Raw genomic sequence first — 21,315 nt, 5'->3', positions numbered from 1 at the left:
CCGCGTCAGCCGCGCAGGGCCAGTCGCGCCCAGTCGGCGTCGATCTTGGCGAGCGTCTCGGGGATGTCCGCGCCGGTCGCCATGGCCTGGAGGTAGTTGTCGATGGGGATGGTGAGCGGGATGGACCGCGACAGGCCCTGGTAGAAGGCCCCGTCGTCGTAGTACTCCTGCATCGGGATGATGCGCTCGTCCGTGACATCCGCCGCCTCGGTCGTCGTTCCGAAGCCGAGGAAGGCCGCGTTGTACTCGTCCATCACCTCCTGCTGCATGAGGTAGGAGACGAAGTCGCGCGCGGCCTCCTTCTGGCGGCTGGCCTCGGGGATCCACAGCGCGAGGTCGAGGTTCACGCGCACCTTCAGGTCGTCGGGGTCGTCGGACGACGGCAACGGGAAGGTGGCGAGCTCGAGGTCGGGGGCGGTCTTCGCGATCTCGCCGAGCGCCCACGGTCCCTGCAGGTACATGGCGGCCTCGCCGTTGGCGAAGGCGACGTTGCCGTCGCCGTAGCCCCGGCTCTCGGCGTCGTCGTTGGAGTAGTCGGCGAGCTGCTTCATCTTCTCGGCCGGCTCGAGGATCGTCTTCTGGAAGGAGACCTCCGAGTCGGGGCCGACCTCGGTCCCGAGCTCCTCCATCTGCTCGAGGAACTCCGGGACGTCGATCAGGCCGCCGACGGAGTAGTCGAAGTGACCCTGTCCGATGGTCCACGGGTCCTTGAACGTGCTGTAGATCGGGGTGATCCCCGCGGCATCGAGCTGGTCGCACACCGCGATCAGCTCGTCCCAGGTGGTGGGGACCTCGAGCCCGTTCTCCTCGAAGATCTCGACGTTGTAGATGACGGATGCCGCGGCCACCGAGTACGGGAGGACGCTGGTGCGACCCGGATAGGTGGCGTACTGGTCGACGAGCTCCTGCACCTCGGGGCGGATGCGGTCGGCCTCGGGCATGTCGGAGAGGTCGGAGAGCGCGCCGCGCTCCATGAACCGAGCCATCTCGTAGTTGTAGTTCAGCAAGCCGACGTCCGGCGGGTTGCCGCGGAGGAAGCCGGCCGAGAGGTTCGACGCGGTGTCGAGGGTGACGCGCACGTCGGACTGCTCGCTGTTGTATTGCTGCACGAGTTCGCGGAAGAACGGGATGGCCTCGGGCTTCGACATGTGGAAGGTGATGTCGGTCGGGCCGTCTCCGTCGGGGCCGGCGCAGGCCGAGAGGGCGAGCGCCGCGCCGAGTGCGGCGGCGACCGCGGCGACCGCCCGGCGGCGCGGCCGGGGCCGGGGCCGGGCGGGGTTCGTGCGGCGGGGTGGTGGATGCTGAGGCACGTCGTCGTCTCCTCCTCGTCGATGCCGCCCGCATCTTCAAGACTCGACGCCGACGGAACTAAATATAGAGTGTAGATTTAGTTGTTGTCGTAAATAATGGCGGAGCACTGAGGAAAGGTCAAGAGGTGGACAGAAGCGGCGCGGCCACGTCACCACAGGTGCTCCGCCGAGTGAACGCGCAGCGAGTGCTCGAGCACGCGTGGCGGACGGGACCCTTCACGGCGAGCGACGTGATGGCCGCGACCGGGCTGACCCGCTCGACCGCGATCGGGGTCTGCGACGACCTCGTCGCCCAGGGCTGGCTGGAGGAGCTGCACGATGCGCGCGCGGCGGGCGACTACACGAAGGGCCGCCCCGCCCGCCGCTACGCGCTCCGGGAGCGGGCGGCGCTGGTGGCCGCGATCGACGCGGGCTACGACCACGTCGCCGCGACCGTCTCCGACCTTCGCGGCGTCGCGCTCGGTCGCAGCCGTGCGGAGATCCCCTCCGCAGCCCCCGGCGACGTCGAGCGACTCGCGGATGCCGGTCAGCGGCGCGAACTGGCCGCGACGGCCCTGCGCGACGCGATGGCGGAGGCGGCCGCGGCCGGCGCCGGCGACGCCGGCCTCCTCGCCCTCACCATCGCCGTGCCGGCGCCCGTCGACGCCGCGGGCCGCTCCCCCGGCGACAACCCGTACTGGCGCCTCGCCAACCCGGACTACGCGCAGGAGTTCGCCGCGGCGGCGCCCATCGTCACGATCGAGAACGACGCCAACCTCGCCGCGATCGCCGAGGCGTTTGCGCCCGACGGAGGCGGACAGGACACCGATTCGTTCATCGCCCTGATCGTCGGCGAGGGGATGGGCGCCGGGTTCATGATCGACCGGCGCCTGATCCGCGGCCGCCGCGGCGGCGCCGGCGAACTGCGCTTCCTCGACCACGTCGACGGGGTGCGCTCCGCAGACGGACTCGCGCTGCTCGCGCGTCGCTGGGCCGTGAACGCGATCCGCGAGGGGCTGCCGACGGACAGCCCGCTCGGTGCGCTCGACCCGGCGACGCTCGGGGAGGCGGATGTCTCGCGCGCCGCCCTGGCCGGCGATCCGGCGGCCGAGGCGATCATCGACCGCCTCGCCGATCGCCTCGCGCGCATCTGCCTGGTGCTCGGCGACCTGCTCGACGTCGAGCGGATCATCGTCAGCGGCGCCGCGGCCTCGTCGCTGCCCGAGGTGATCGCGCGGGCGGCGGGGATCCTCGACCGCAGCGACGATCCCTCGGCGCCGGAGCTTCGGACCTCACGCCTCGGCGAGGCCTGCGTCACCGTCGGCGCGATCGCGCACGCGCTCGACCTCGTCCGCGAGCGCGCCCTCGAGATCCGCCCGTCGCGTCGCAGCGCCACCTGACCCTTCCCCGGCATGCGGCCGCCCGGCAGGATGGACGGCATGCCGCGACCCGACGACCTCGCCGCCCTCATCCGCGCGTTCGCCGACGAGGCCGAGACGACCGATCCCGCCGCCCCGGTGCGGTCGACGATCTGGCCGACGGCCGGCGACCTCGTCGACCACCTCGGCCAGATCCAGCGCTGGGCCGCCGAGCAGGTGCGCACCGGGTCGCCCGCGGTCCGGGGCGCCTTCCGGCGACCGGATGACGCGGACCGCGTCGACTGGTTCCGCGAGGGCGCCGAGCGCCTGCTCCGCGCACTCGCCGACGCCGACCCCGACCGGCCCGTGCCGGCGCTCTACGGCGCGAGCGGCACCGCGGCGTGCTGGCAGCGGCGGATGGCGCACGAGGGCGCGAAGCACCTGTGGGACCTGCGCACGGCGGTCGACCCCGACCCGCGGTTCCCCGCCGAGGTGGGCGCGGCCGGCCGGGCCGACGCCGTCGACGAGTTCGGGGAGGTCTTCATGGCGGAGGCGCGACGCCGCGGCATCCGCGCGCTTCCCGGGTCGGTCGGGCTCACCGCCGTCGACTCGGACGACGCGTGGCTCGTGTCGCCCGACTGGGTGCTCGGCCGGGCGAACGGCGGCGACGCGACGCCCGCCGCCTCGATCGTCGGCGAGGTGGGCGACCTGGCCCTGCTGCTCTGGGAGCGCGCCGAGCTGTCGACCCCCGGGCGCTTCGTCGTCGAGGGCGACGTCGCCGCCGCGACGGAGCTCGCCACGACGCCCGTGCACCTCTGACCGCCCGGGACCCGTCGGCCCGGCCGGCGGCGACCCGGGGCGGCTACGCGGCCGGCCCGAGGCCCACCCGGTCGGGCACCGCCCTCACCACGCCGGGCAGCCACTCGTGCACGTCGGGCCACGCCCGCGCGGTCGGCAGCCCGTGGATCAGCGCGGCGGGCGAGGCCGCCCCCGGCGCCCACGGGATCACGCGATTCGGCGAGGCCGCCGCGAGCACGCCCAGCCACCAGTGCCGCCAGGTGCCGCGGATCGCCTCGGGCTCGACGACGACGTAGTAGTCGGGCACGCGGATCTCGTGCCGGTCGATCGCGTCGACGAGGTGCTCGATCTCGAGCTGCAGCACGCCGAGGGTGGCGCGTTCGTCGTAGAACTCGACCCAGGCGGATGCGACGTGGCCGAGCGGGTCGCGGTCGTGCACGACGTACGGTGCGTCGGAGGTGGTGGTCCACGTGACGACCTCGGCGTCGGTGGCATCCGTCATCGCGGCGAACGACGCGGTCTCGACGTTCGGCAGCCCGGCGAGGGACGTGATCGCGGTCGTCGCCTCCTCGCCGACGACGACCAGGGTGGTGCTTCCCGGTGCCTCCATTTCCGGATCATACGTCCGGACCGACCCCGCTCGGCCGGGAGGCTCCCAGCGCGTCGCGCTCCGGCTCGCCGCCTCAGCCGGCGAGGCGCACGAGGTCGGCGGCCGCGTCGAGGCCGTCCCGCACCTCGGCGAAGGGCGCGCCACCCACGGTCAGCACTTCCCACGCGGCATCCGCGCGCTGCAGCTCGGACATCGAGAGGTTGTCGAGCCGCGGGTAGTGGCGAGCGTCGTGGCCGCTGATCTCGGCCAGCACGTGGCGGACCAGCGTGCCGTGGGCGACGGCGAGCACCCGGGCGCCGGCGTGCTCCGCCGCGACGCGCTCGAGCCCGCGCAGGCCGCGGGGCCCGACGTGCTCGTCGGCCTCCTTGCCGGGGAACGCGCGGCCCGGCCAGCGGGCGTCGATCTCGGCGACCAGCGTGCCCTCGGCCGCGCCGAAGTCCTGCTCGACGAGGTCCTCGTACGTACCGCCGAGGGGCAGGTCGAGCCCGCGGGAGAGGATCTCGGCGGTCTCGCGCGCGCGCGGCCGAGCGTCGAGCTGACGACGACGTCCCACTCCGTCCGGACGAGGCGCGCCGAGGCGGCGGCGGCCTGCGCACGGCCCGTCGCGTTCAGGGGGATGTCGGTGCGCCCCTGCCTCAACCCGTCGAGGTTCCAGTCGGTCTGTCCGTGGCGGACGAGGGCGAGGCGCATGGTTTCCAGCCTAGGTCGCGGCCGCTGAGCGGATGCCGGATGCGCCACGTTCGCGCCCTCGACGCCGCATCCGGGTCCCGATAGCGTGGCCCCGAGGAGAGGGGCGGCCGTGGGAAGGCTCGAGGTCGATCTGTTCACCACACTCGACGGCGTGTACCAGGCACCGGGGTCGCCGGAGGAGGACCCGTCGGGTGGGTTCGAACACGGCGGATGGCAGGCGCCGTACATCGACGAGGTGTCGGGGGCGGTGATCGGTGCCGGGATCGAGCGCCTCGACGCCCTGCTGCTCGGACGCACGACGTACGACATCTTCGCCGGGTACTGGCCGGATCACGCCGACACCCCGATCGGCGCGACGTTCGAGCGGGTGCCCAAGTTCGTCGCCTCCCGCACGCTCGCCGAGCCGACGTGGACCGGGACGACGGTCGTGACGGATGTCGCGGCCGAGGTCCCCGCGCTGAAGGAGCGGTTCGACGAGATCCACGTCATCGGCAGTGGCGCGCTCGCGCGATCGCTGCTCGCCGCCGGCCTCGTCGACCGGCTGAACCTGTTCGTCTACCCGATCGCGTTCGGCACGGGCAAGCGGCTGTTCGACACGGGCGCGGTGCCGGCCGCGTTCACCCTCGCGCAGGCTCCCGTCGCGTTCCCGAAGGGAGCGATCTCGCTCGTCTTCGAGCCGGCGGGCGCGCCGGTCACCGGCCTCCGGATGGGCGACTGAGCCCGATCAGTCGAGCTCCTGGAACAGGGTGAGCTGCAGCCCGGCGGGCCCGCGCAGGCGCGCGTTCACCGACCGCCACGGCGTCTCGCGGGCCGTCGCCTCGAGTTCGGCGCCGCCCTCGACCAGCTCGTCGGCCACCGATGCCGCGTCGTCGACCTCGAGCGCCACCCGCAGCCGGTCGCTCCGACCGCCGTCGGTCTCGACCCGGTCGATGAATCGGACCTGCGCGGGATTCGACAGCTCGAGCGTCGCGCGCCCCGCGTCGAGGATCACTACCTCGGCGCCGTCGGGCCCGCTGTACGCCTCGGCCTCGGGCATGCCGAGCACGTCGCGGTAGAACCGCAGCGCCTCGTCGAAGTCGGCGGCCTCGACGACCAGCCGCAGCTGTCGCACCCGGCCCCGTTCGTCGCCCATGGAGCACTCCCCTCGTTCAGCCGCGCAGGAGCCCGCGCAGCGCCTGGATGGTGTCGGCCTCGCCGGCCGGCTTGTCGTCGCGGTAGCGCTTGACGCGCGCGAACCGGAGCGCGACGCCGCCCGGGTACCGGCTTGAGCGCTGCACCCCGTCGATGGCGATCTCGACGACGGTGACCGGCTCGACGAACACGGTCGACGCGGTGCGCCGGGTCTCGATCTCGGGGAACCGCTCGGTCTGGAATCGCAGCAGCTCGTCGGTGAGCCCCTTGAACGTCTTGCCGACCATCACGAACCCGCCGGGCTCGCCGAACTCGCCTTGGGGGTCGCGTGCGCCGAGGTGCAGGTTCGACAGCCAGCCGGTGCGGCGCCCCGACCCCCACTCGGCACCGAGCACCACGAGGTCGTACGTGTGGACCGGCTTCACCTTGATCCAGCTCGACCCCCGGCGCCCGGCCGCGTAGGCGGAGTCGATGCCCTTCACGAGCACGCCCTCGTGCCCGGCGGCGAGCGCCTCGCGGGAGACGCGTTCGGCGGCCTCGGGGTCGGCCGTCACCTCGCCCGGGATGCGGTGCGGCCCCGCAACCCGCTCGAGTTCGGCCAGCCGGGTCGAGAGCGGCTCGTCGAGCAGGTCGCGCCCGTCGACGTGCAGCACGTCGAAGAACCACGGATGCAGCAGCACCTCGCGCTCCACCTCGGCGCCGAAGCGCGCCATCGTGTCCTGGAACGGCCGCGGCGCGCCGTCCTCGTCGAGGGAGAGGGTCTCGCCGTCGAGGATCACGTCGCGCACCGGGAGCGCCCGCGCGACCTCGACGACCTCGGGCACGCGGTGGGTGATGTCGGCCAGGTTGCGCGTGAAGACGCGAACGTCGTCACCCGAGCGGTGCACCTGGATGCGCGCGCCGTCGAGCTTGTACTCGACCGACGCCTCGCCCACCTGCTCGACGGCGGCCGCGGCCGTGGGGGCGGATGCCGCGAGCATCGGCTGCACGGGCCGCCCCACGACGAGCCCGACCGCCTCGAGCTCGCCGGGTGCGCCGGTGAGCGCCATGCGGGCGGTCTCGCCGAGGTCGCCGGAGAGCATCGCGGCGCGGCGGACCACGTCGCCGGATCGGTCGGCGGCGCGGGCGATCGCGTCGGTCACGACCCCCTCGAGTGCCCCCGTGCGGACCTCGCCGAGCAGCACGCGGGTGACGAAGTCCTGCTCCCGCGCGGTCGCCCGCGACCCGAGCCGACGCAACGTCTGCGCCCGGGCGGCGCTCGATCCCGCCCCGGATGCCGTCGCGAGCTCGTCGAGGGCGGCGTCGAGGTCGCCGACGGCGAGCGATGCGACCTCCGCGGGCTCGCCGAGCGCCCCGGAGAGTCCGCGCCATCCGACGCCGACCCGCCCCTGTCGGGCCCGACCGACGAGGAACCCGACGGCGGGCGCGACCTCATCGGGCTCGAGTCGCACGAGCAGCTCGGCGAGCGCGTCGACCTTCGCCAGGCGCGACCGCGTCGCGGCGACGCGTTCGGCGGTGGCGACGAGCTCTTCGAGCAGCACCCGCTCATCCTCGCACCGGCCTCCGACAGCCGCCTCCGATCGAGCGCCGGCCGCCGACGAGGCGCCGCCCCGCGGCTACGACATCATCGTGCGCCCGTCGGAGAGCACCGGTGAGATGAGCCCGAACGGGTTGCCCTCGGGGTCGGCAAGATAGGCGACCCGGCCGACGCCCTCCATGTCCTCCGGCGGCTGGATGGCGCTGCCGCCGAGTTCGGTCGCGCGGGCCGCCAGGTCGTCGATGCTGCCGTCGACGCCGATGACGACGTTGCACCCGTTCACCGGCGATCCCGGGGCGGGCGCCGGGCCCTCGCGCTGCGTGAGGCCGCCGTTGATGCCGAGCCCGGGCGCCTCCGTGACGTTGTCGATCGCACCGTCGCCGGTCTCGATCGTCCAGTACGGCATGTCGCCGAACTGCGCGAATCGCCAGCCGAGCAGGTCGGAGTAGAAGTCGATGAGCCGCTGCGGCTCGCTCGCATGGATCTCGAAGTGCACGACGAGGTTGGCCATGGTCCCCCCAGGGTTCGCGTTCGAGCGTCGGCGCCCGGTCGAGCGGATGCCGCGCTCCGGATGTCCACACCGTACGGCCGGTCGCCGGCATCCGCGACCCCCGCAGGCTGATGCGAGCGCCACCTCGCTCGGCACTTGACGGAGGCCGTGGCATCCGCTGCAATATATTGCATGCCGCTGCCCGACCAGGCTCGCGCCGAACGCCCGGCGTCGCTGCGCGACTACGCGTACACGCAGCTGCGCGACGCGATCGTGGCCGGCCGTCTGGCCCCCGGCGAACGGCTCCGCGATCCCGAGCTCGAGCAGTGGCTCGGCGTCAGCCGCACGCCCATCCGCGAGGCCATCGCCCGTCTCGAGACCGCCGGCCTCGTGCAGACGCGGCGGGCGAAGCAGACCGTCGTGGCGCCCCTCGACGTGCGGACGGCGCTCGCCGCGCAGCGCATCGCCGCGACGCTGCACGCGCTCGCCGTCCGCGAGGCGGTGCCGCAGCTGACCGCCGCCGACCTCGCGGCCATGCGCGAAGCGAACGCCGCCTTCGCCGCGGCCCTACGGGCCGACGACGTCGACGCGGCGATCGCCGCCGACGACGCGTTCCACGGCATCGCGGTGCGCGCGAGCGCCGACCCGCTGCTGCCCGGCCTGCTCGAGCAGGTCACGCCCCTGCTGCGCCGCCTCGAGCGCGCGCGGTTCGGCTCCCTCGCCGGTCGTGGGTCGGTCGCCGACCACGATCGCATCATCGAGCACTGCGCCGCCGGCCGGGCCGACGAGGCGAGCCGCGCCACCCACGACAACTGGTCGACCCTCGGCCGGTTGCTCCACCTCGACGACGAGGCCCACTCCCCCATCACCGAAGCAGGAGCACCATGACCCTCGCCGACTTCCCCCGTCATCAGCTGACGTTCGGGCCGAGCCCGATCCACCCCGTCGACCGCCTCAGCGCCCACCTCGGCGGCGCCCGCGTCTGGATGAAGCGCGAGGACGTGAACAGCGGCCTCGCCTTCGGCGGCAACAAGACCCGCAAGCTCGAGTACCTCGTGCCCGACGCGCTCGCGAAGGGCGCCGACACGCTCGTCTCGATCGGCGGCGTGCAGTCGAACCACACGCGGCAGGTCGCGGCGGTCGCCGCGCACCTCGGCATGAAGGCCGTACTCGTGCAGGAGCACTGGGTCGATTGGCCCGACGCCGTCAACGACCGGGTCGGCAACATCCTGCTCTCGCGGCTCATGGGCGCCGACGTGCGGCTCTCCCCGGCCGGCTTCAGCATCGGCTTCCGCGACTCGTGGAAGCAGGCGATCGCGGATGTCGAGGCCGCGGGCGGCACGCCCTATCCGATCCCCGCCGGCGCATCCGACCACCCGCTCGGCGGCCTCGGCTTCGCGAACTGGGCCCACGAGGTGGCGGCGCAGGAGGAGGCGCTCGGCGTGTTCTTCGACACGATCGTGGTGTGCTCGGTGACCGGTTCGACACACGCGGGCATGATCGCGGGCTTCGCCGACCTCGAGCAGAACTTCGGCGGACGCCCGCGCCGCGTGATCGGCATCGACGCGTCGGCGAAGATCGACGAGACGCGCGACCAGGTGGCGCGCATCGCGCGGAACACCGCGTCGACCATCGGCCTCGGCCGCGACCTGCGCGACGACGAGATCACCGTGCTCGAGGGCTGGGCGGGCGAGCTCTACGGCATCCCGGTCGAGTCGACCGACGAAGCGATGCGGCTCACGGGCAGCCTCGAGGGCGTGATCCTCGACCCGGTCTACGAGGGCAAGTCGATGGCCGGGCTCATCGAGCTCGTCTCCTCGGGCGACATCCCGAAGGACTCGAACGTGCTCTACGCCCACCTCGGCGGCCAGCCCGCCCTCAACGCGTACTCCGGCCGCTACCACTGAGACGGATGTCACCGGCCGGCGGTACGGTCAGCGCATGGATGCACGCACCCGGGGGCGCGAGCGCCTCGCCACGGCCGCGGCCGACCTGGTCGATCGGGCCGACGTGTCGGTCGGCCGCATGTTCGGCTCCGAGGGGTACTCGGTCCGCGGCAAGCTCTTCGCCTTCGTCGCCGGCGACGGCGACCTCGTGGTGAAGCTCCCCGAGGCTCGCATCGCCGAACTCGGACTCGGCCCGATGGTCATGCGCGGCCGACCGATGCGCGAGTGGGCGGTCGTGCCCCTCTCGCGCGACGAGGAGTGGGCCGCGATCACCGCCGACGCGCTCGCGTTCGTCGACGAGACCACGCCCTGACCGGGCGACGCGGGTCCGCCTCGACGTCGACGCCTATCCTCGACGGGTGACCTCCGCCGCTCCGACCCGCGACGCCGACGTGCTCGACGCCGTCGAGTGGCGCGCCCGTGAGGCGGCGCACGCCGAACGGGCCGACGCGCTGACCTCCGCTCATCGGTCCCGCAGGGCGCGCGGCGAGGCGCACCCCATCGAGGACTTCCTCTTCACCTACTACTCCTACTCGCCCGGCCTGCTGCGCCGGTGGCACCCGGGCGCGGGCGTCGAGCTGGCGGATGCCGCGGGCACGCCGCGCGCCGAGTGGCGGTGGTACGCCCCGGGCGCCGCATCCGGCAGCCTCGTCGTCGACGCCGAGGGGATGCGGCGCGAGAAGGGCGCGATGGTCGGGCTCGTCGAGCGGATCCTCGCCCGCACGGCCGCGCGCCCCGGGCAGTTCGGCTGCTTCGGCCTGCACGAGTGGGCGATGGTCTACCGCCAGCGCGAGCACCGGCACCCCGTGCCGCTCCGGCTCGGGCAGGCGGCCACCGACGAGGTCGTCGAGGCGCACGACATCCGCTGCACCCACTTCGACGCGTTCCGGTTCTTCACGCCGGATGCCGCGCCCCGCAACCGCTTCGCCCCCACCCGCGAGACGCAGCCCGACCTCGAGCAGCCCGGCTGCCTGCACGCCGGCATGGACGTCTACAAGTGGGCGGTGAAGCTCGGCCCGCTCGCTCCGGGCGAGGTGCTGCTCGACGCGTTCGAGCTCGCACGCGACATCCGGTACCTCGACATGCAGGCGTCGCCGTACGACATGGCGCCCTGGGGCGGCGAGCCGGTGCGCATCGAGACGCCCGAGGGCAAGGCCGAGTACGTGCGGCGGCAGCGCGGCTTCGCCGAACGGGCGAACCTGCTCCGCGCACGGCTGCTCGCGGCGGCGGGTCCCCGGCCGGGGCCGGCCACTCGCGGAGCCTAGGCTCTGACCATGGAACGCGTGCTGCCGGGCGTGCTCGCGCTGATCGTCGGCGCGGCGGTCATCGTGCTCGCCATCGTTCCGATCGTCGCGGCCTCGTACCGACGACGGGAGGGGTTCTCGGCCGCACGGCTGGTCGCGTGGCTGGCGCTCATCGTCTACCTGGTCGGGCTGTGGGCCTACACGCTCACGCCGATCCCCGCGACGACGGCGTACGCGTGCGTCGGCGCGGAGCTGAACCCCTTCGCCGACGTGGCCGAGATCTTCCGGCTCGCCGACGGCGGCAACCCGCTGCGCAACCCCGCGGTGCAGCAGATCGCCTTCAACGTGCTGCTGTTCATGCCGCTCGGCGCCTTCGTCGTGCTGCTCAGCCGACGCGGCGTGGTCACGGCGACCGTCGTCGGACTCGGCGGCTCCCTCCTCATCGAGCTGACGCAGCTCACCGGGGTGTGGGGCCTGTTCCCCTGCGCCTACCGCCTCTTCGACACGGGCGACCTGGTCACGAACACCCTCGGGGCAACCCTCGGCGCCCTGGCCGCCCTGCCGTTGCGCGCACGCCGCCGTGGCCGCGAGGGAACCGGAGCCGCGCCGGCTCGCGTCACCGCCGGCCGCCGCCTCATGGGGATGCTGATCGACGTGATCGTGGTCGCGACGACGCAGGCCGTCGTCGAACTGGTGATCCTGGTCGCGTCCGAACGGCTCGGCGACGGGCTCCCGGAATGGACGACGCCCGTCGGAGTGCTCGCGTCGCTGCTTCCCCAGGCGGTGTCGGTGGGGGCGACGGCCTCCACGTTGGGCGAGCACGTGGTGCTGGTGCGCGGGCGCGAGCGCCGCATGCCCGCCTGGCTGGCGCGGCCGATCCGATTCGCGGCGGGCATCGGCGGCTTCGTCGCCCTCTCGACGCTGGGCGGCCCATGGGCCGACCTGTTCGCGGTCGTGTCGATCATCGCCGTGTTCGCCTCGCGCGGTCGCCGCGGGCTGGCGTCGACGCTCTCCGGCATGGACGCGGACGTCGTGGCGGCGCGCGCTCCCGGCCGCGAGCCCGCCCGCGGCTAGTCTCCTGCCATGACGACTCCCGAAACCTCCCCCGCCCCGGCCACCGAACGGTGGAACGTCTAGGCCATCGTCGCGTTCATCACCGTGTGGTTCACCGGCATCCTCGGCCTCGTCTTCGGCTACATGGCGCTCTCGCAGATCAAGCGCACCGGCGAGCGCGGGCACGGTCTCGCGCTGGCGGCCGTGATCCTCGGGTGGATCGGCGTGCTGATCGGACTGGCGATCCTGATCCTGGTGCTGGTCACCGGCGGCCTCTACATCGCCAACTCTCAGGGCTGACCGGGGCGGCGCGTGAACGCCGTGCTCGTCGGCGCGATCTCGGTCGTGCTCCTGAACGTCTACGCGCTGCTGCTCATCGTCCTCCGCGCCCGCGTGTACCGGGTGCCGCTCTACCGGCCGATGGTGCTGAACGTCGGCCTGTCGTTCCTTCCGGTGATCGGGGCCGTCGGGGCGTTCGCCCTCCTGCTCGCGCTCGTCCCGCTGTTCGCCGCGCTCCCCGTGGCGGTGTCCGGCGCGGCGCCGGCACTCGAGTGGACCTACCTCGTCGTCGCGACGGCGCTCTGGGTGCTGTTCTTCCCGAACTCGATCTACCTCATCACCGAGCTGAACTTCAGCCACCGCGGTGCCGACGACCCGGTGCCGTTGTGGTTCGACATCGTCCAGACGCTGACCCTGACCCTCTCCGGCATCGCGAACGCCGTCTTCAGCCTCGCGTTCGTGCAGACCGCCTTCATCGTGATCGTCGTCGACCCGGCATCCGTGTCGTCGGGCCCTCCGGCCGGCAGCTGGTGGTTCGCCGCCGCCGTGATCGTCCTGGGCGCCGTGGGCGTGCACCTCGGCCGGTACCTCCGGTTCAACAGCTGGGACGTGCGGCATCCTGCGTCGATGGTCGCGAAGACGCGCGAGTACTTCTCGGGCGACGGCCGGATCGCGGAGGCGGCCGGGTTCATCGCCTCGCATGCGGTGCTGCTCGCGCTCGTGTACGTGCCCGTGTACCTCGCCGCGTACGAGGCGCTGGGGACGAGCGTCGGATGACTCCGTGGCTGGGCGGTGCCCGTGCACCCGCTCGGGGCACTGCGCGAACGGATGCCGCGGTGCTAGCCTCGCCACGAGTACGCCCGTCGCCCGCGCGGCGGGCGTGAGTGGGCCCGAGGGCCGCACGCTCCGATCGAACGGGAGGCACCATGCCCGGATCCGACGACCTCGTCGCCGGCGCACCCGCCTGGGTGGACGTCAGCACGACCGACCTCGATGCGACCGTCGCGTTCTACGGCGACCTGTTCGGCTGGGAGGCCGAACGCGGCGACGAGGAGCGGTACGGCGGGTACGTGACGTTCCGGCACGAGGGGAAGCGGGTCGCCGGCGCGGCGCGGCGGCAGGAGGGCGATCCGGCTCCCCCGCACTGGACGGTCTACCTGCTGTCGTACAACGCGGCGGCGACGTCGCGCACGATCGCCGAGGCCGGCGGCACGGTGCTGTTCGACCCCCTCGACATCCCCGACCTGGGCGTGATGGGCCTCGCGATCGACGCGACCGGCGCGGTGGTCGGGTACTGGCAGCCGGGCGGTATGGCCGGCTTCGAGGCGTTCGGCGAGGTCGACACCGCCACGTGGTTCGAGCTCGCGGCGAGCGACTTCGACGCGGCCGAGCGGTTCTACGCGCACGCGTTCCACTGGGAGATCGAACGGGGCGAGGGCGAGCCCCGCTACGCCGTCTACCGCCACGGGGGGCGCAACCACGCCGGCATCCTCGACGCGGGCGGGCTGGTCGGCGACGACCTTCCGCCCTCGTGGAGCGTGGCCTTCGGGGTCGCCGACGTCGAGGCCGCGGTCGAGCGCGCGGTCGCCGCCGGCGCGCGCCTCGTGGTGCCGCCGGGCGACCTGCCGGGAGGGCGCCGAGCGGCGCTCACCGACCCGACGGGCGCCGAGTTCGCGGTGGCAGCGCGGGCCGTCGAGGCCTGACGGGTCGGGCCGGAGCCGGGCGGGCGGGCGGGCGTCGCGCCTACCCGAGCAGGTGCGCCTCCCCGGCGACCCGCACGGCCGAGACCTTGTCGCGCACGCCGAGCTTGCGGTACGCGTGCTCGAGGTGCTTCTCGACCGTCCTCGGCGAGATGCCGAGCTTCGCACCGATCGCCGAAGAGGTGAGGCCGCGCGCGACGCCCGCGAGGATCGCCAGCTCCCTCGCCGAGAGGCTCCCGTGCAGGAGCGCCTCGGTCTCGCGGGCACGACGGCTGCGCGCGTGGCGGTCCAGCGCGCGCAGCAGCGGCTGGAGGCGCCTCGCGAGCTCGAGGTCGTCGTCCGAGTAGGCATCGGCCGCAGGCCGTCCGATCACGAGCATGCGCTGCCGACGCCGCGACGACTCGACGGGGATGCAGAGCTCCTCGACGAGGTCGATCCGGCGGAGCACGTCGAGCACCTCGAGCGCGGCAGCGCCGCGACGGAACTCGGACGGCAACTCGGTGAGCGAGACCGGGTCGGCGGACCCCGTGGCCGCGTACCACGCGGCGACGGGATGCGCGTCGAGCAGCGGCGTCTGCATCGAGGGCCGCAGCAGCTCGAGCGCTTCGTCGAGCGGGCGTCCGGCGAACTCCGGCTCGCCGCGGGCGGTCCCGTCGGCGACCACCAGTCCCGAGGCGTCGCGCGCGCAGACGATCACGACCCCCGAATCGAAGGCGGTCATCAGGTGCCCGTGGAGCGTCGCATCCAGCCCGGTCCCGTCGAGCCGACCCTGCGCGATCAGCTCGGCGACCACGGCGACCCAGTCCGCGACGCGCGCGTCGACTGAGCGCATGCCCGTCAGGCTAGTCCCGCGCGCCCGCGCCCGGTGCGGATTCCGCGCATTCGTCCCCCGCGAGGGGTGCGTGGATCTGCGTATCGACCGGCGCAGGGCGCCGAGCGTAGATTCGAGGCGACCCGGCAGGGCACGCGGAGCGCACCATGGACCTCGCCAACGACTTCACCGCGAATCGGACGCAGTACGGCGGAGACGTCTGGCTGCAGCGCGACCTCGAACGGCGGCGCATGGTGCTCGAGCGGCAGGACGCCGCGCATCCGCCCGCACGGCACCTCGAGGAGCACCGGTTCCGCCTGCACATCCACCGCCTGCACTGGCCCCACCGCCACGCGCACGCCATGGTGCCGATCGGTCGCTGACCCGCCGCGTCGTCCGGGCGGCGTCGTGCGGCGCCGGACCCCCGAGTTGAGGTTCGGGCGGCCTTCGCGCATGCTCGACTGATGCGCCCGACCGCCGCGTCCGCCCGCCGACGCCGACTCCGCCCGGCCCTCGTCGCCTCCGCGTTGGTGCTCGCCCTGGGCGCACTGGCCGGATGCGCCACGCCGTCACCGTCGACGCCGCCCGCCCCGCTCACCGACGCGGAACGCGAGCAGGCGCTGCAGGACGGCATCGCGGAGCTCGACGGCGTGGCCTCGGTCGACATCGGCGGCGTCGAGCCGCGCGACGAGAACCCGCGGTTCACGACGGTGACGATCGAGCCGGATGCCGCGCCGAAGGCCGTGCTCGCGGCATCCGACGGCATCGCCCTGCTCGCCGACGACCTCGAGTGGGAGGACCCGATCACCATGCGGGCGGATCCCCCCGTCGATGGCGCGACGACGGGCGCGCCGGTGAGCGCCGACCCCTGGTGGTCGATCGAGGTGCATCCGACGACGGATGCCGCCGTGACCCGCGGCGCGCTCGCCGGGCTGCTGCTCGCCTCCGAGGTCGACGGCGTCGTCGGGCTCTCGTTCGTCGACGGCTGGCCGTACGCCGTGCTGCTCGAACCCGACCGGGTGACCGAGCGCTTCGACGAACTGCGCCGGACGCCGCTGTTCGAGCGCGGCGGCACGTTCACGCTCCGCGACGACCAGCGGTGGCTGAAGTTCGCCTACGCCGAGGGGCTCACCTCGCCCGAGCTGATCGACGAGCTGGCCGCGATCTCGGAGGAGTACCCGCACGCCGAGGTGCTGCTCGAGGGACCCGGACGCCCCGCGGTGCTCGTCGCGAAGGTGACGACGGCGGAGGCGGAGGCGATCGCCGCCCGCCTCGCCGACCCCGCGCTCGTCGCGGGTACCGAGGCGGGCGCGCCCGCCATCGCGTGGCAGGTCACCTCGCCTGATGGGGACGGTCCCGGCCGGTGGGAGGGCGTGGTCGGCGCGGCCTGACCCCGGCGGCCCGGCCCCGCGGGATCACCGCCCGATGATCGCGTTCACGCGGTCGGGACCGACTGCCGCGACCGCCGCCGGCAGCCGAGCGCGGAGTCCCCGGTCGGCGGTGACGACGAGCACGCGTTCGCCCCGGCCGACCGCGTCGACGGCCGCCTCGACGATGGCGCTGTCGCCGTCGGCGGGTGCGGCGACCACCTCGACGCCCACGGGCGCCGTCGCCTCCCGCGCCCGGCCCTCCACGACGGCGACGACCCGGGCGACGGTGACCGACTCGCCGTCGAGCTCCATCGCCGCACCGTCGAGGCGCGGCATCCGCTCGAGCAGGCGCGTCGCCGCGGCGGCGCGGTCGCGCCACCATCCGTCGGGCCTCGACCCCATCACGTTGGCCACGTCGACGACGACCGTGATCGGCCGAGCGGATGCCGCGTGCCCGCCCGCCACGCTCACTCCAGCTTGAGCGGCAGCAGCTCGCCGCCGGTCTGGCAGTCGGGGCAGTACTGCGCGGTGGTGCTCCCGAACGTGAAGTCGCGGATCGTGCCGCCGCACTCCCCCGGACACGGCTCGCCCGCCCGCCCGTGCACGCGCATCGCGGCGACCTTCGCCGCCTTGAGCTCGGCGATCGGGATGCCTCGACGCGCCTCGATGGCCGAGCGGATGACGCCGACGGTCGCCTCGTACAACCGGTCCAGCGCGTCGCCGTCGAGCGCGGCCGCGTGCACCACGGGCGAGAGGCGCGCCGCGAACAGGATCTCGTCGGAGTAGGCGTTGCCGATGCCGGCGAGCGACTCCTGCTCCTGCAGCACCGCCTTGACCTGCTTGCGGCGCCCCCGGAACGCGCGGTCGAAGTCGGCGCGGGCGAACGACGCATCGCCCGGGTCGGGACCGAGCTTCGCGACGGCGGGCACCTGCGCGGGATCGTCGACGACCCAGGCGCCCAGCGAGACCCATCCGCCCGCGTCGGTGAGCTCGAGCGTGCGGTCGTCGTCGAACCGGATGGCGGCGAGCGCCGGGGGCGGGGCGGCGTCGGCGCCGGCCGAGCCGGGGCCGGCCGCAACGGTTCCGGCCGCGCCGGTCCCGGCCGCGCCGCTGCTGGCCGCGCCGGGGTCGGCCGCGCCGGTTCCAGCCGCGCCGGGATCGGCCGCGCCGGCGTTCGCCGCGCCGGGATCGGCCGCGCCGGCGGCATCCGGGTCGCCATTCTCGACCACCCACCGCGCCCACCCGTGCCGGCCGAGCGTCACGACGAGATGGGAGCCGCCATCGACGGCGACATCGATGAGCTTGCCCCGGCGGCGGACGGCCGCGACGCGCCGGCCGATGAGCGTCTCGAGTGGTCGGGCCCGGGTCTTCTGCACGCGGAACTCGACGACGTCGACCTCGGCGACGGCGCGCCCGCGCAACTCCGCATCGAGCTCGTCGGCGAGCGCCTGCACCTCGGGCGATTCGGGCATGCCGCCAGCCTCCCAGACCGCGCCGCCCCCCAACACCCCTCACGGCGCACCTCCTCACGCCGCTCCTCCTCACCCCCTCACCCTCCCGCCCCACGCCCCACGCCCCACGCCCCACGCCCGCCCTTCTCGCGCACAAACGGTGCCTTCGCACCGCGCGAGAGCCCCCATTACTCCACGAAACCCACCGTCGCCCCCGGTCGCAGTCCACGCCGCCGCGCGGGCCCCGCGGGGGCGGCACCGCCCGCCCCGGCGCCGTTTCGTGCAGTAATGGGGCCTTCGCGGCGTGCGAGAACCCCGATTACTGCGCGAGAGGTGAGTCCCTTCCGCTGGCGCTGTACGGTGTGACAGGATGCTGGACATGCGTACAGCATCCGAGGCAGAGCGTCCTGCGGCGAGCGACCTCACGGCTCGCGCCCGCATCGTGCAGAGCGCGTTCGACCGCTTCGCCGCGCACGGCTTCGAGGGCGCGACGGTGCGCGACATCGCCCGGCACGCCGGCGTCAGCACGGCGCTCGTGACCCACCACTTCGGCACCAAGCAGGCGCTGCGCGAGGAGTGCGACGCGCGCGTCGCCCGCTTTATCGCCGAGAAGCAGGACGCCGCCGCGGCATCCGACGTGCTCGGCGAGGTGCTCGGCACGTACGGACCGTACCTCGCGCGCATGCTCGGCGACGGCGGCGCGGCATCCGACGCCCTGTTCGCCCGGCTGCTCGAGGTGGCGCGCGCGATGGTCGCCGACGGCTCGGCGAGCGGATGGCTCCGCGCATCGCGCGACCCCGAAGCGCAGGCGGCGACCCTGGTCGTGCTCGGCGTCGCCCCGTTCCTCATGCTCGGTCCGCTCACGGCGTGGGCCGGCGGCGACCCTGGCGCGGCGCTCGGTCGGCTCTCGGTGCCGCTCGCCGAGCTCTACTCGCACGGGCTCACGACCGACGAGCGGCTGCTCGATGCGACCGGCGCCGACACGACCGCTGCCGCCTCCTCGGCCACCCCCACGGCCACCCCCACTGCCGCCACCGCCACTCCCACCACCACCGAGGAGACGACCCGATGAGGATGCTCCTGGTCACCGCCGGATCCCGCGGCGACGTCGAACCCTTCGCCGCGCTCGCGCGCCGGGCAGCGGCATCCGGACACGAGGTGCACCTGGCGGCGCCCGATCACTCGGGCGTCGACCTGTCGGGCATCGACGTGCGCAGCCTCGGAGTCGACTTCTCGGCGATGATCCAGTCGCAGGGCGTGTCGCCGATGGCGGCGATGCGCAACCTCCGCGAGGTGGTGCGCCCCGTGATGCGCGGCGTGATCGTGAACGCGGCGAAGGCGGCGGCCGACCTCCGGCCCGACGTCATCGTGTGGCATCCGAAGGTGCTCTCGGCGCCCGTGGCAGCCGACGCGCTGGGCGTGCCGCACGTGGTCGTCGAGCCGGTGCCGGCGATGACGCCGACGCGCGAGTTCTCCACGATGACCGCGCGAGATCTCGGTCCGGTGCTGAACCGGCTGAGCTACCGCGCCGCCGCGGGGGCCGGGGCGATGTTCGGCCGCGAGGTCGACGAGGCGGCGGCGGTCTTCGGCTCGCGCCGGCCGCGGCACTCCTCGCCGCCCGCGGCCCGCCTGATCCCGATCAGCCCCGCCATCCTCGGACGCCCCGCCGACTGGCCCGACACCGTCGCGCTGACCGGCCCGTGGCGGTCGCCCGCCGGGTGGACGGATGCCGCGGCCCCGATCGACGCCGACCTCGACGCCTTCCTCGCCGCCGGCTCGGTGGCGTACGCCGGTTTCGGCTCCATGGCGGCGGGCGACCCCGCGGCGCGCGGTCGCGAGCTCGTCGGCGCCGCGCGCGCCCGCGGCATCCGCCTGCTCGTCGCCACCGGGCTCGGCGGCATCGACGTGCCGCGCGACGTCGACGGCGACGACGTGCTCGTCCGCCCCTCGGTCGACCACGCGTCGGTGCTGCCGCGTACCGTCGCCGCCGTCCACCACGGGGGCGCCGGCACGGTGCACGCGGCGATGGCGGCGGGCAGCGTCTCGGTGATCGTGCCGTTCATCGCCGACCAGCCGTTCTGGGGCGCGCACCTGCACCGTCGGGGGCTCGGCCCGGCCGCCATCCGGCCGAAGCGGCTGACCGCCGAGCGCCTCGCCGCAGCGCTGGTCGAGGTGCCGCGGTACGGGGCGGCCGTGGCATCCGTGGCCGAGCGGATGTCGCACGAGGACGGCGCCGGCGAAGCGGTGCGGGTGCTCGAGCGCGTCGCCTGAGCTCGGTGCCGGGCCCGATCGGGCGCGAAATCCGGGCGCGCGGACGCGAACAGGGGCATGCTGGACCCATGAACGACCGCGAGGAGTTCCTGAACTGGGTGTACACGTCGCTCGCGCAGGCCGAACGGGCGCTGTTCGACGGCGATGCCGGCCCGCGCAAGCGGATCTGGTCGAGCGAGGAGCCGGTGAGCGTGCTCGGGGCGTGGCGCACCGCGTCGAACCGGCCCGAGCTGGTCGAGGCGTTCGAGGTGCTCGCGACGAGCTTCTCGGACTGCACGAACTACGCGATCGAGCTCGTCACGTGGGACGTGCGCGGCGACCTGGCGTACACCGTCGGGTACGAGCGCGTGTCGACCACGATGGATGGCACGAAGCGCGACTTCACGATTCGGGCGACCCAGGTGTACCGCCGCGAGGCGGACGGCTGGAAGGTCGTGCACCGGCACGCCGACGCGATCTCGTCGGCGGTCTGACGGCCCGGGCCGGCGCGCGCGCCCGCGCGCGTGCGTGCGGCGCCCTGCGGCGGCATCTCGTGCAGTATCCGAAGCATCTCGTGCAGTATCGGACGGTTTCCATGCGAGCGAATGCCCCGTTTCTGCACGAGATCCCGCGCGTGCGTGGGGCGGGTCAGCGCGAACGGGCGGCACGCCGGAGCCGGGACTGCGGGCGCGCGGGCGACGTCGAAGGTCAGCAGGGTGCCCAGACCCGGGACTCACGAACGGGCACACCCATGGGCCCTCCGACCCGGTCGGCGCGCGGGCCGGGCACTAGCGTCGCGCCATGACCGATTCCGCACCCGCCCCGCAGACCGAACGCTGGAACACCTTCGCGATCATCGCCTTCGTGACCGTCTGGTTCACCGTCATCCTCGGCCTCGTCTTCGGCCACCTCGCGCTGTCGCAGATCTCGAAGACCGGCGAGCGCGGACGAGGGCTCGCACTGACGGCCGTCATCGTCGGCTGGCTCGCCGTGGTGACCGGCGCGCTCGTGCTGATGTTCTTCCTGATCTGGGGCGGTCTGGCGCTCTCCAGCACCTCCGGCTGAGCCCTGCGCCCGCCGGTCGCCGCCGCCGCGCCCCGGCCCCGGCCCGCGCCCCGCCCGCCGCGCCCCGCCCCGCCCGGGCGGGATCTCGTGCAGCAACGGACGTTATCCGGCGTGCCAGAGGCCCATCTTCTGCACAAGATCGGCGCGGGAGGAGGGGTGTGGCGTGGGGCGGGGCGGGGCGGGAGGAAAGGCCGCAGCGTCAGGCGGCGGCGCGGTCGGACTCCGAGGGGCGTGCGGCGTCGG

General features: G+C 74.0%; 26 protein-coding genes and 1 pseudogene. 17 read left to right on the top strand and 10 right to left on the bottom strand.

Translation table 11 applies throughout. The features are described from left to right. Positions 1-5: 5 nt before the first annotated feature. Complete coding sequence (locus tag ACUY4T_RS10590) at positions 6-1,310, bottom strand: ABC transporter substrate-binding protein (protein ID WP_446018902.1); 1,305 nt, start codon at positions 1,308-1,310, stop codon at positions 6-8. 170 nt (positions 1,311-1,480) lie between these two features. Here ACUY4T_RS10590 and ACUY4T_RS10585 point away from each other — a divergent pair, with 170 nt between their 5' ends. Together ACUY4T_RS10585 and ACUY4T_RS10580 are read left to right on the top strand one after the other, a co-directional pair. Continuing rightward, the gene (locus ACUY4T_RS10585) at positions 1,481-2,689 is read left to right on the top strand and encodes an ROK family transcriptional regulator (protein WP_446018901.1); all 1,209 of its coding nucleotides are present in this window, start codon (positions 1,481-1,483) and stop codon (positions 2,687-2,689) included. 39 nt (positions 2,690-2,728) lie between these two features. Then, a complete protein-coding gene (locus ACUY4T_RS10580) occupies positions 2,729-3,466 on the top strand; it encodes a maleylpyruvate isomerase family mycothiol-dependent enzyme (protein WP_446018900.1) in 738 nt (245 codons plus the stop codon). 43 nt (positions 3,467-3,509) lie between these two features. Here the strand turns inward: ACUY4T_RS10580 and ACUY4T_RS10575 are convergent, their stop codons facing one another. The 3 genes and pseudogenes from ACUY4T_RS10575 to ACUY4T_RS10565 all read right to left on the bottom strand — a co-directional run. Further along, a complete protein-coding gene (locus ACUY4T_RS10575) occupies positions 3,510-4,055 on the bottom strand; it encodes a hypothetical protein (RefSeq protein ID WP_446018899.1) in 546 nt (181 codons plus the stop codon). A 73-nt stretch (positions 4,056-4,128) separates the two neighbouring features. After that, positions 4,129-4,608, bottom strand: a complete 480-nt coding sequence (locus ACUY4T_RS10570) for a histidine phosphatase family protein (RefSeq protein WP_446018898.1) — start codon at positions 4,606-4,608, stop codon at positions 4,129-4,131. Positions 4,609-4,640: 32 nt separating this feature from the next. Continuing rightward, positions 4,641-4,745, bottom strand: a pseudogene (locus tag ACUY4T_RS10565) (histidine phosphatase family protein); the annotation flags it as partial. Positions 4,746-4,854: 109 nt separating this feature from the next. Between ACUY4T_RS10565 and ACUY4T_RS10560 the strand changes: the two are divergent. Further along, positions 4,855-5,463, top strand: a complete 609-nt coding sequence (locus tag ACUY4T_RS10560) for a dihydrofolate reductase family protein (RefSeq protein WP_446018897.1) — start codon at positions 4,855-4,857, stop codon at positions 5,461-5,463. A gap of 6 nt (positions 5,464-5,469) precedes the next feature. Here ACUY4T_RS10560 and ACUY4T_RS10555 read toward each other — a convergent pair whose 3' ends face one another. The 3 genes from ACUY4T_RS10555 to ACUY4T_RS10545 all read right to left on the bottom strand — a co-directional run bounded on the left by ACUY4T_RS10555 (position 5,470) and on the right by ACUY4T_RS10545 (position 7,924). Then, positions 5,470-5,877, bottom strand: coding sequence for a VOC family protein (locus ACUY4T_RS10555; RefSeq protein ID WP_446018896.1), 408 nt, complete (start codon positions 5,875-5,877; stop codon positions 5,470-5,472). A gap of 16 nt (positions 5,878-5,893) precedes the next feature. Next, positions 5,894-7,417, bottom strand: a complete 1,524-nt coding sequence (locus tag ACUY4T_RS10550) for an ATP-dependent DNA ligase (protein ID WP_446018895.1) — start codon at positions 7,415-7,417, stop codon at positions 5,894-5,896. Between the two features lie 75 nt (positions 7,418-7,492). After that, positions 7,493-7,924 carry a VOC family protein gene (locus ACUY4T_RS10545; protein WP_446018894.1) on the bottom strand — a complete coding sequence of 144 codons (432 nt, stop codon included), beginning with the start codon at positions 7,922-7,924 and terminating at the stop codon, positions 7,493-7,495. A gap of 135 nt (positions 7,925-8,059) precedes the next feature. Here ACUY4T_RS10545 and ACUY4T_RS10540 point away from each other — a divergent pair, with 135 nt between their 5' ends. From ACUY4T_RS10540 to ACUY4T_RS10505, 8 genes are all read left to right on the top strand, one after another. Beyond that, complete coding sequence (locus tag ACUY4T_RS10540; RefSeq protein ID WP_446018893.1) at positions 8,060-8,791, top strand: GntR family transcriptional regulator; 732 nt, start codon at positions 8,060-8,062, stop codon at positions 8,789-8,791. Next, a complete protein-coding gene (locus ACUY4T_RS10535) occupies positions 8,788-9,810 on the top strand; it encodes a 1-aminocyclopropane-1-carboxylate deaminase (protein ID WP_446018892.1) in 1,023 nt (340 codons plus the stop codon). The genes ACUY4T_RS10540 and ACUY4T_RS10535 overlap by 4 nt, the downstream gene beginning before the upstream one ends. A gap of 34 nt (positions 9,811-9,844) precedes the next feature. Next, entirely contained in the window at positions 9,845-10,162 is a 318-nt protein-coding gene (locus ACUY4T_RS10530; RefSeq protein WP_446018891.1) for a hypothetical protein, read from the top strand. A 46-nt stretch (positions 10,163-10,208) separates the two neighbouring features. Next, positions 10,209-11,114 carry a 3-methyladenine DNA glycosylase gene (locus ACUY4T_RS10525; protein WP_446018890.1) on the top strand — a complete coding sequence of 302 codons (906 nt, stop codon included), beginning with the start codon at positions 10,209-10,211 and terminating at the stop codon, positions 11,112-11,114. Positions 11,115-11,123: 9 nt separating this feature from the next. Further along, a complete protein-coding gene (locus tag ACUY4T_RS10520) occupies positions 11,124-12,167 on the top strand; it encodes a VanZ family protein (protein WP_446018889.1) in 1,044 nt (347 codons plus the stop codon). Positions 12,168-12,233: 66 nt separating this feature from the next. Further along, complete coding sequence (locus ACUY4T_RS10515) at positions 12,234-12,446, top strand: DUF4190 domain-containing protein (protein ID WP_446019032.1); 213 nt, start codon at positions 12,234-12,236, stop codon at positions 12,444-12,446. 12 nt (positions 12,447-12,458) lie between these two features. Then, positions 12,459-13,202: a DUF1361 domain-containing protein gene (locus ACUY4T_RS10510; protein ID WP_446018888.1), complete on the top strand. Its 744-nt coding sequence runs from the start codon at positions 12,459-12,461 to the stop codon at positions 13,200-13,202. Between the two features lie 149 nt (positions 13,203-13,351). After that, positions 13,352-14,128: a VOC family protein gene (locus ACUY4T_RS10505; protein ID WP_446018887.1), complete on the top strand. Its 777-nt coding sequence runs from the start codon at positions 13,352-13,354 to the stop codon at positions 14,126-14,128. 40 nt (positions 14,129-14,168) lie between these two features. Here ACUY4T_RS10505 and ACUY4T_RS10500 read toward each other — a convergent pair whose 3' ends face one another. Beyond that, a complete protein-coding gene (locus ACUY4T_RS10500; RefSeq protein WP_446018886.1) occupies positions 14,169-14,957 on the bottom strand; it encodes a helix-turn-helix transcriptional regulator in 789 nt (262 codons plus the stop codon). 146 nt (positions 14,958-15,103) lie between these two features. Between ACUY4T_RS10500 and ACUY4T_RS10495 the strand changes: the two genes are divergently transcribed. After that, positions 15,104-15,319: a hypothetical protein gene (locus ACUY4T_RS10495; protein ID WP_446018885.1), complete on the top strand. Its 216-nt coding sequence runs from the start codon at positions 15,104-15,106 to the stop codon at positions 15,317-15,319. Between the two features lie 81 nt (positions 15,320-15,400). After that, the gene (locus tag ACUY4T_RS10490) at positions 15,401-16,327 is read left to right on the top strand and encodes a hypothetical protein (protein WP_446018884.1); all 927 of its coding nucleotides are present in this window, start codon (positions 15,401-15,403) and stop codon (positions 16,325-16,327) included. Between the two features lie 24 nt (positions 16,328-16,351). Here the strand turns inward: ACUY4T_RS10490 and ACUY4T_RS10485 are convergent, their stop codons facing one another. Together ACUY4T_RS10485 and ACUY4T_RS10480 are read right to left on the bottom strand one after the other, a co-directional pair. Continuing rightward, positions 16,352-16,771 carry a hypothetical protein gene (locus ACUY4T_RS10485; RefSeq protein ID WP_446018883.1) on the bottom strand — a complete coding sequence of 140 codons (420 nt, stop codon included), beginning with the start codon at positions 16,769-16,771 and terminating at the stop codon, positions 16,352-16,354. 2 nt (positions 16,772-16,773) lie between these two features. Continuing rightward, positions 16,774-17,778 (bottom strand): DNA-formamidopyrimidine glycosylase family protein, encoded by a 1,005-nt coding sequence (locus ACUY4T_RS10480; RefSeq protein ID WP_446018882.1) that lies wholly within the window; start codon positions 17,776-17,778, stop codon positions 16,774-16,776. Positions 17,779-18,136: 358 nt separating this feature from the next. Here ACUY4T_RS10480 and ACUY4T_RS10475 point away from each other — a divergent pair, with 358 nt between their 5' ends. The 4 genes from ACUY4T_RS10475 to ACUY4T_RS10460 all read left to right on the top strand — a co-directional run bounded on the left by ACUY4T_RS10475 (position 18,137) and on the right by ACUY4T_RS10460 (position 21,072). Further along, complete coding sequence (locus ACUY4T_RS10475; RefSeq protein ID WP_446018881.1) at positions 18,137-18,829, top strand: TetR/AcrR family transcriptional regulator; 693 nt, start codon at positions 18,137-18,139, stop codon at positions 18,827-18,829. Further along, positions 18,826-20,028 (top strand): glycosyltransferase, encoded by a 1,203-nt coding sequence (locus ACUY4T_RS10470; RefSeq protein ID WP_446018880.1) that lies wholly within the window; start codon positions 18,826-18,828, stop codon positions 20,026-20,028. Before ACUY4T_RS10475 ends, ACUY4T_RS10470 begins: the two co-directional genes overlap by 4 nt. Before the next feature lie 68 nt (positions 20,029-20,096). Continuing rightward, on the top strand, positions 20,097-20,501 hold the full coding sequence (locus tag ACUY4T_RS10465) for a YybH family protein (protein ID WP_446018879.1): 405 nt from the start codon (positions 20,097-20,099) through the stop codon (positions 20,499-20,501). Between the two features lie 307 nt (positions 20,502-20,808). Further along, a complete protein-coding gene (locus ACUY4T_RS10460; protein ID WP_446018878.1) occupies positions 20,809-21,072 on the top strand; it encodes a DUF4190 domain-containing protein in 264 nt (87 codons plus the stop codon). Positions 21,073-21,315 lie beyond the last annotated feature (243 nt).

The sequence above is a fragment of the Agromyces arachidis genome (genome assembly GCF_052805135.1).
Note: the sequence above shows the minus strand (reverse complement) of the source record. Positions and strands in the feature narration are given on the sequence as shown.

Excerpts from the sequence above, each read along its gene's own strand:
- ACUY4T_RS10580 (WP_446018900.1), top strand. The coding sequence starts at position 2,729 with ATGCCGCGACCCGACGACCTCGCCGCCCTCATCCGCGCGTTCGCCGAC.
- ACUY4T_RS10575 (WP_446018899.1), bottom strand. The coding sequence starts at position 4,055 with ATGGAGGCACCGGGAAGCACCACCCTGGTCGTCGTCGGCGAGGAGGCG.
- ACUY4T_RS10555 (WP_446018896.1), bottom strand. The coding sequence starts at position 5,877 with ATGGGCGACGAACGGGGCCGGGTGCGACAGCTGCGGCTGGTCGTCGAG.
- ACUY4T_RS10545 (WP_446018894.1), bottom strand. The coding sequence starts at position 7,924 with ATGGCCAACCTCGTCGTGCACTTCGAGATCCATGCGAGCGAGCCGCAG.
- ACUY4T_RS10535 (WP_446018892.1), top strand. The coding sequence starts at position 8,788 with ATGACCCTCGCCGACTTCCCCCGTCATCAGCTGACGTTCGGGCCGAGC.
- ACUY4T_RS10530 (WP_446018891.1), top strand. The coding sequence starts at position 9,845 with ATGGATGCACGCACCCGGGGGCGCGAGCGCCTCGCCACGGCCGCGGCC.
- ACUY4T_RS10520 (WP_446018889.1), top strand. The coding sequence starts at position 11,124 with ATGGAACGCGTGCTGCCGGGCGTGCTCGCGCTGATCGTCGGCGCGGCG.
- ACUY4T_RS10505 (WP_446018887.1), top strand. The coding sequence starts at position 13,352 with ATGCCCGGATCCGACGACCTCGTCGCCGGCGCACCCGCCTGGGTGGAC.
- ACUY4T_RS10500 (WP_446018886.1), bottom strand. The coding sequence starts at position 14,957 with ATGCGCTCAGTCGACGCGCGCGTCGCGGACTGGGTCGCCGTGGTCGCC.
- ACUY4T_RS10495 (WP_446018885.1), top strand. The coding sequence starts at position 15,104 with ATGGACCTCGCCAACGACTTCACCGCGAATCGGACGCAGTACGGCGGA.
- ACUY4T_RS10490 (WP_446018884.1), top strand. The coding sequence starts at position 15,401 with ATGCGCCCGACCGCCGCGTCCGCCCGCCGACGCCGACTCCGCCCGGCC.
- ACUY4T_RS10480 (WP_446018882.1), bottom strand. The coding sequence starts at position 17,778 with ATGCCCGAATCGCCCGAGGTGCAGGCGCTCGCCGACGAGCTCGATGCG.
- ACUY4T_RS10475 (WP_446018881.1), top strand. The coding sequence starts at position 18,137 with ATGCGTACAGCATCCGAGGCAGAGCGTCCTGCGGCGAGCGACCTCACG.
- ACUY4T_RS10470 (WP_446018880.1), top strand. The coding sequence starts at position 18,826 with ATGAGGATGCTCCTGGTCACCGCCGGATCCCGCGGCGACGTCGAACCC.
- ACUY4T_RS10465 (WP_446018879.1), top strand. The coding sequence starts at position 20,097 with ATGAACGACCGCGAGGAGTTCCTGAACTGGGTGTACACGTCGCTCGCG.
- ACUY4T_RS10460 (WP_446018878.1), top strand. The coding sequence starts at position 20,809 with ATGACCGATTCCGCACCCGCCCCGCAGACCGAACGCTGGAACACCTTC.